Annotated in this window: 7 protein-coding genes; 4 read left to right on the forward strand and 3 right to left on the reverse strand. The window is 68.6% G+C overall.

What is annotated here, in order from left to right; all coding sequences use genetic code 11:
- Positions 1 to 153: 153 nt before the first annotated feature.
- Together A5700_RS21380 and A5700_RS21385 are read right to left on the reverse strand one after the other, a co-directional pair.
- Positions 154 to 1,101, reverse strand: a complete 948-nt coding sequence (locus tag A5700_RS21380; RefSeq protein WP_068064526.1) for a TIGR03564 family F420-dependent LLM class oxidoreductase — start codon at positions 1,099 to 1,101, stop codon at positions 154 to 156.
- Between the two features lie 68 nt (positions 1,102 to 1,169).
- Entirely contained in the window at positions 1,170 to 2,024 is an 855-nt protein-coding gene (locus tag A5700_RS21385; RefSeq protein ID WP_068064530.1) for an SDR family oxidoreductase, read from the reverse strand.
- A 430-nt stretch (positions 2,025 to 2,454) separates the two neighbouring features.
- On the opposite strand from A5700_RS21385, the gene A5700_RS21390 reads away from it, so the two are divergent.
- The 4 genes from A5700_RS21390 (at position 2,455) to A5700_RS21405 (ending at position 6,522) form a co-directional block, all read left to right on the forward strand.
- Positions 2,455 to 3,285, forward strand: a complete 831-nt coding sequence (locus tag A5700_RS21390) for an enoyl-CoA hydratase/isomerase family protein (RefSeq protein WP_082960305.1) — start codon at positions 2,455 to 2,457, stop codon at positions 3,283 to 3,285.
- 2 nt (positions 3,286 to 3,287) lie between these two features.
- Positions 3,288 to 4,502: a CaiB/BaiF CoA-transferase family protein gene (locus A5700_RS21395; protein WP_068064532.1), complete on the forward strand. Its 1,215-nt coding sequence runs from the start codon at positions 3,288 to 3,290 to the stop codon at positions 4,500 to 4,502.
- A gap of 99 nt (positions 4,503 to 4,601) precedes the next feature.
- Positions 4,602 to 5,495, forward strand: coding sequence for a Crp/Fnr family transcriptional regulator (locus tag A5700_RS21400; RefSeq protein ID WP_156671340.1), 894 nt, complete (start codon positions 4,602 to 4,604; stop codon positions 5,493 to 5,495).
- A 55-nt stretch (positions 5,496 to 5,550) separates the two neighbouring features.
- Positions 5,551 to 6,522 (forward strand): nitronate monooxygenase, encoded by a 972-nt coding sequence (locus A5700_RS21405; protein ID WP_068064554.1) that lies wholly within the window; start codon positions 5,551 to 5,553, stop codon positions 6,520 to 6,522.
- Here the strand turns inward: A5700_RS21405 and A5700_RS21410 are convergent.
- Positions 6,487 to 6,824, reverse strand: a 338-nt coding sequence (locus A5700_RS21410; protein WP_156671341.1) for a helix-turn-helix transcriptional regulator, incomplete at its 5' end; no start/stop codon positions are given. The genes A5700_RS21405 and A5700_RS21410 overlap by 36 nt on opposite strands.

Consider the following 6,824-nt stretch of genomic DNA (forward strand, 5'->3'; position numbering starts at 1 on the left):
TTGCCGGTGTGGGCCGCCGCGCGCTCCGGCGGAGCCTGCAGTGGCTGCGCGGTTCGGCGTAACCGAAAGACCTCGCCGCCGGCGCCCGGTCGTTGGGCCGACTGACGCAACGATGCGATGTTCGATCTCACCCGAATACCCCCTGTGCCCGCGTCATCCGGTGGGTTGTCGCGCTTCGGCGTGCCTGACGTCGCGCAGCAGCTCTTCAGTGCGCGCAATACTCTCCGGGCTGTCGCCGAAGGGATCACCGGCGAACTCGTCCACCCCCGCGTTGCGTAACTCCTCGATGCGGTCGGACACGGTGGCTTCGTCACCGACCAGCAGCGTGTCCTCCGGGCCCGCGTACCCCTCGCGATCCAGCATCGCGCGATAGGACGGCAACGTCCCGTAAATCGCGAACTGCTCGGCGGCCTTGGCGCGCATGCGGTCGACGTCATCGGTGACGCAGACGGGAAGCAGGGCGATGACCTTCGCCGATCCCTCGGGCCGGCCGGCGGCGGCCGCGGCCTCGCGCAGGCCCGGACCGATGTGCGTCGCCAACGTCTTCGGGCCGGTCATCCAGGTGATCGTGCCGGCGGTGCGCCGGCCGGCCAGGCGGAGCATCTGCGGGCCCATGGCGGCGATATAGACGGGCGGCGTTGGCGCCCCGGGAATCTGCAACGACCCGCGGGTGGTGATCCGCTCGCCAACCGCGTCCGCCGCGTCCCCGGCCAGCAGCGGCAGCAACCCGTCGAGGTACTCGTTGATCAGCCGGACCGGCTTCTCCCAGGGGATTCCCCACAGCTCCTCGCTCATACCGGGATGGTTGACGCCCAGGCCCAACAGGAACCGGCCGTTGGACAAGACGTTGAGCGTCAATGCGCGCTGCGCGGTCATCATCGGGTGCGCCACCTGGACGGGCAGCACCGCGGCGCCGATCTCGATGTCGGGGACCTCGCGGAAAGCCACCGCCAGCACGCTCGCCAGGTCGGGTTCCCAGGGCAGCTGCGGTGACCATACGCGGTCAAAACCCAAGTCGCGCAGCCGATGGACACGCTCGAGATAGTTATCGATCGACGACGCCGTGCCGTCGGAGAGATAACTGCATACGCTGATCTCCATGGTGACTCCTTCGTCAGCGAAAGTCGTTTGCGGGAGGGGGTTTCGGTAGTATCGCGGTAGGGGCGCCGTCACCGCGCCGCCTCGGCGGACATCGGTCCGCGGTAGACGGCGGCGAGCCGACGCTGAAAATAGCGGTCCAACAACGCCGGTGCGTAACGGGACGCGCGCCACGTCAGGCGGCTCGCCATGCCCGGAATGGTGAGCGGCTCGCGCTTGTCGATGCCCCGGATGGTCTCGCGGGCCACCTGTGTGACGCTCAGTGGCGGAACGCTTTTGACGATCGCGCGGTTTTCCGCGGTGCGATAGGTGTCGAGTGTCGCCACCATCGGCGAGTCGAACTCGGGTGGACACACCAGTTGCACCGTGACGTTCTGGGGTCCCATCTCGATGCGCAGCGAGTCGGTGAAGCCGTTGAGGGCGTGTTTGGCGGCGGCGTAGGCGGTTAGGCCGAAGACACCAAGCATGCCGGCCATCGAACTGACGTTGACCAGATGCCCGCGGCTCTCCTTCAGGTAGGGCAGACATGCCATCGTCGCGTTGACGACACCGAAGAAGTCGACGTCCATGACCGCGCGGAAGTCATCGTGGGTGAGCCGCTCGAAATATCCCTCCCGCAGGATGCCCGCCGAGTTGATCAGCACGTCGATGCCACCCGAGGCGGCGCGGACCTCGTCGAGCGCCGCCTCGACAGCTTCGGGATCGCTGACGTCGACGGACTGCGTCGTCACGCGGGCGCCCGCCGCGCCGGCGGTGACCTGCTCGCGGGCGCGGCTCAGGCGGTGCGGGTCCTGGGCGACCAAGGTGATGGCCAGCCCGCGGCCGGCGAGCTGCCGGGCCAGCTCGAGCCCGAGCCCGGACGAACCGCCGGTGATCACGGCGTGTTGGCCGGGGCGCAGCCAGCCACCGTCAGCGGAACCGGCCAACGCAGACCTGTGTACGGCAAATCGTTTGGCGAGAAGCGATGTCATTCGTCAGATTCCTTCGGCATCGGGTCTGCGCCGTCACGAGTTGGTGCGTTGGCCGTCGACCACGGGCGACTTCTTTCGTTGCGTCTGGGCTGCCGCGAACCAAGCTGGCACGGGCTCACGGCCAGCCTAAGTGCGAATGCCCGTGTGCCCGGCCGTTGTTCGGTGGGCGTGCGCCTACGCGGGCATCTTGTGCGCGTTTCGGGCAAAGTCGGCGAACCGGTGACGGCCCGGCTTGGCGACGCGCCGCGTCGTGAGTGTAGGGCCGCAGCCCGGTGACTAGGCCGAGCAGCATAGGGAAGTTTAGCGTTGCGCGAGGAACACAGAGCTGATAGGAAGTAATAAGTATGACGAACGGCATACTGAACCGAGTGAGAGAAGCTCCGCGATGAGCACGACTGTGGACACACCCGGCGGGGCGCCCGCGCGACTGGTGGTACCCGGACCGGACACCCCGGCGGTGGGACGGCGGCTCGACGGTCCGGTGGCCGTCCTGACCATGCAGCATCCGCCGCACAATTTCATCGGGCACGCGCTGATCGCCGGCCTTTTGGACGGCCTGCGGTGGGCCACCGACCAGGGCGCGCGGGCGGTCCTGCTCAACAGCGGGCTGCGCAACTTCTGCGCGGGCGCCGATGTCACGCTCTTCGAAAGCGCGGACCGGGGAGTCGCACCGGACTTCGACGTCGTCGGGGTGCTACGCGCCTTCGACACGCTGCCCATCCCGATCGTGGCCGCGATCCACGGCGTCACCGTCGGCGGCGGCCTCGAGATCGCGCTCGCGTGCGACCTCGTCATCTCCAGCGAATCGGCCAAGATCGGTTGTGTGGAAGCAACACTCGGCCTCAACCCGCTCATGGGCGCCATCCAGCGCATCACCCAGCGGGCGGGCGCGGCGCGCGCCAAGGAAATGGTGCTGCTGGCGCGCCGCTATGACGCCCGCACGCTGGAGCGCTGGAACATCATCAACCGGGTGGTGCCCGACGACAAACTCGCCGACGTCAGCATGTCGATCACCCAGGAACTGGCCAACGGGCCCACCATCGCCCACGCCTCCACCAAGGCGATCGTGTCCTACACCCTGGCGCACGGCGTCGCGGCGGCCGACGACGCGATGCACGAATTGCAGGCTCCCTATTGGGAATCCGAAGACCTCAAGCGTGGGCTGTCGTCCCTGGCGGCGAACGGCCCCGGCGCCGCGCGTTTCGAGGGGCGCTGACCATGACGCTGCCACTCGACGGAGTCCGGGTCGTCGACTTCACCCGCGTGCTCGCCGGGCCGCACTGCACCAAGCACCTGCTCGATCTCGGAGCCGAGGTCATCAAGATCGAGCCGCCCGCGGGAGACATCAGCCGCGTCGCGTATCCGCGGCAGGGTGAGATCAGCGGGTACTACGCGCAGCAGAACGCCGGCAAACGGAACCTGAGCATCGACTTGAACGTGCCCGCCGCCCGCGACGCGGTGGGTCAGCTGTGTGACACCGCCGATGTCATCGTCGAGAATTTTCGCCCCGGTGCGCTGGCCGCCTTCGGGCTCGGCTACCAATCGGTAGCGGCCCGCAATCCCGCCGTGGTCTACGTTTCGATCAGCGGCTACGGACAGTCGGGGCCGTGGCGCACCCGAAGCGCCTACGCGCCCACCGTCCAGGCCGAGGTCGGCTTCACCGCAAACACGTTGCGCCAGTTCGACGTCGAGGGCAACGAGCGGCGATCCGATTCGCTGTCGCACGGCGACGTCTACGCCGGTCTGCACGGCGCCATCGCGGTGCTGGCCGCGCTGCAACGGCGCACAGTGACCGGGCAGGGACAATACGTCGACGTGGCCATGGCCGCCGTCCTCACCTCGATCAACGAACGTATCCACTACGACCTGTCCGGCCTGGACATCGGTGCGGAGCCGCCGATTCTGGGTGCCACTGACTGCCCGTTTTTCACCAGCCCGGAGGGCGTGGAGTTCGTCGCGCCGGTCAGTCTCGTCGGCACCATGACGTTCCCCTTCTACCTGCGCGCCATGCGACGGCCCGATCTCGCCGACGACGAGCGGTTCCGCACCGTGGAGCTGCGCCGCCGCAACGCCGCGGCCCTGCACGCCATCGTCCAAGACTGGATCTACGGCTTTGACTCCATGGATTCGCTCGACGCACAATTCGATGAGGCCAAGGTCGCCACGGGCCGGTTGCGCGATGCCGTCGAATTCAACGAGACCGAGTGGGCCAAGGGCTGGGTGACGACGCGCGAGGTGTCGGATCGTCACGGCGGCGTGATCACCATTCCCGCCCCGCCATGGCATTTCAGCGACCACGACGGGCTGCTCGACGACCAACTGCCCGCCCGGCAGGGCGAACACAACGAAGAGATTCTGAAAGAGCTCGGCTGCACCGACGGCCAGATTCAAGCCCTCAAGGACAGCGGCGCGCTGATCGGCCCGGTGGGCTGACCTCGGTCGCCGCCCCGCGCGGAGCGGCCTGCGCGATTCGGGAAAAAGGTTGCGTGCGACGGCGAGGCCGTTGCTGGCGGCCGGCATAGCGTCGGTGGGGTGACGAGCGTAGCGCCGGTGGCCGTGGCATTGGTGTTGCTGATCGCGGCGTCGCTGTGGTGGGCGGCGGCCCACCCCGGATGCATCGTGCCCGCGGTGGATCGCGACGGTGCCGACCGGCCGGTGGCGCCGACGCCGTCGCCGAGGGCGCGGTCAACTCCTGAGACCCTCTCTGTCACAGCCGATTACGACGTCCGCCAGGCGCTCTTCGCGTCGGGCATTCTGGCCAAGACGGACCCCGTTGCGGCGTCGGTCATGGCGAAGCGCCTGCAGCCGACCGCCTTCCCGCCCGGCTGCGTCCTCGATGATCAAGACGACTTCGGAATGCGCCTGTACGTGATCGTCTCCGGCAAGGTCAAGGTCTGCTGCCGGCGCCACGACGGTCAGCAAGTGGTCCTCGCCGTCCTCGGGCCGTCGGAAATCTTCGGCGCCATCACGCTTTTCGACCCCGAGGCCAACGAATTGAGCGTCACCACGCTGACCGATGTCGTCGCGGTGCCGATCGAACGCCGGCAATTGTTGCGCTGGATGGCCGAACGCCAGGAGGTCACCGACCAGGTGTTGCGCCTGTTCGCACGGTGGGTCAAGCGCACCACCGACTCGCTGGTGGACGTGGCGTTCTCCGACACCGAACGGCGGATCGCCGGGCGGCTACTCCTGTACAGCCAGCGGTTCGGCCGGCAAGAGCAAGGCGCGGTGCGGGTGCTGCAGGACCTGACGATCACCGATTTCGCGCGTTTGGTGGGCGTGGCCCCCAAGACGGTCGACCTGACGTTGCTGGACTTCGAAAGCCGCGGCTGGATCCGGATGGACGGCGACAGCGTGGTCATCGTCGATGGGCAGGCGCTCAGGTCGATGTCGGCCATGAGCGGCGCGGAATCGCCGGGCGCCTGACGTGTTCGATCGATTCTCGCTGGCGGACCTGCGCACGCGGGTGGTGTGCGCGCCCATGGCGGGCGGACCATCGACACCGGCGTTGGCCGCGGCGGTCAGCAACGCCGGTGGGCTCGGGTTCCTGGCAGGCGGCAAACTGTCCGCCGAGGACCTCGCCGACGCGATCGAGGCCACCAGATTTCTCACATCCGGCCCGATCGGCGTCAACCTGTTGGTGCCACAACGCAGCATGGTCGGCTCGGCGGAAGAGATCGACGCCTACGCGGCGGTTCTGGAGGCGGAGGCCGAGTACTACGGGGTGGTGTTGGGCGAACCGCGCCACGACTACGACGAGTGGGCCGCCAAGCTCGAGGTCGTCTACGACCTGCGGCCCGAGGTGGTGTCCTACACCTACGGCCTGCCGAGCAGGCTGGAATGCCGGCGGTTGGGCGCGGTCGGGGTCGTCAACGTCGCCACCGTGACCACGGTGCACGAGGCATTGTGCGCGCTGAGCCGCGGGGTGGATGCCCTGGTGGCGCAGGGGCCGGCCGCGGGTGGGCACCGGGCGACCATCGACCCGCGTGCCGTGCCGCCCGACGATCCGCTCGACGAGCTGGTGGCCAACCTGACGGGCTGCTGCGAGTGTCCCGTCGTCGCGGCCGGCGGAGTGTCGACGAGCGCGGACGCGCGCAGGCTCTTCGACGCCGGCGCCGCCGCGGTGCAACTCGGCACCGCGTTCCTCCTCGCCGACGAGGCCGGCACGAATGCGGTTTACCGTGCGGCGCTTCGCAGTCCGGCGTTCGCCGGGACGGTGGTGACCCGCGCGTTCACCGGTCGCTACGGGCGGGCGCTGCGCAACCGGTTCACTCAAACCTACGACCGCCATGCCGTTTTCGGGTTTCCCCAAGTCGCCGCCATGACGGCACCGCTGCAGGCCGCCGCGCTGAAGATGGGCGATCCGCACGGCGTCGCGCTGTGGGCGGGATCGGGTTTTGCTGCGGCGCAGCCGGGTTCAGCCGCGGACATCATCGACGGGCTGGTGGGCTAAGGCGCGCGCTTCGCGCGGCGTCACCCCGAAATGCTGTTTGAACACCGCCTCGAACGTGCTCATCGAGCGGAACCCGCTCTCGAAGGCGATGCTGGTGATCGTCGTGCCCGGGGACGACCCGCGCAGCAGGTCGGCGGCGCGGTTTACCCGGGCGCTGCGGATCAATTCGCTGGTCGTGGTGCCCGCCTGCTGCAACGCCAGCTGGATCTGCCGCACCGACCAGCCCAGCGCGGCGGCGATCGCCCGTGGGCTCAGCTCCGGGTCTCGGGAGTGCGCGGTGACGTACTGGCGGACGGCGTGCT

The organism is Mycobacterium sp. E1214 (assembly GCF_001666755.1).
Classification (GTDB): domain Bacteria; phylum Actinomycetota; class Actinomycetes; order Mycobacteriales; family Mycobacteriaceae; genus Mycobacterium.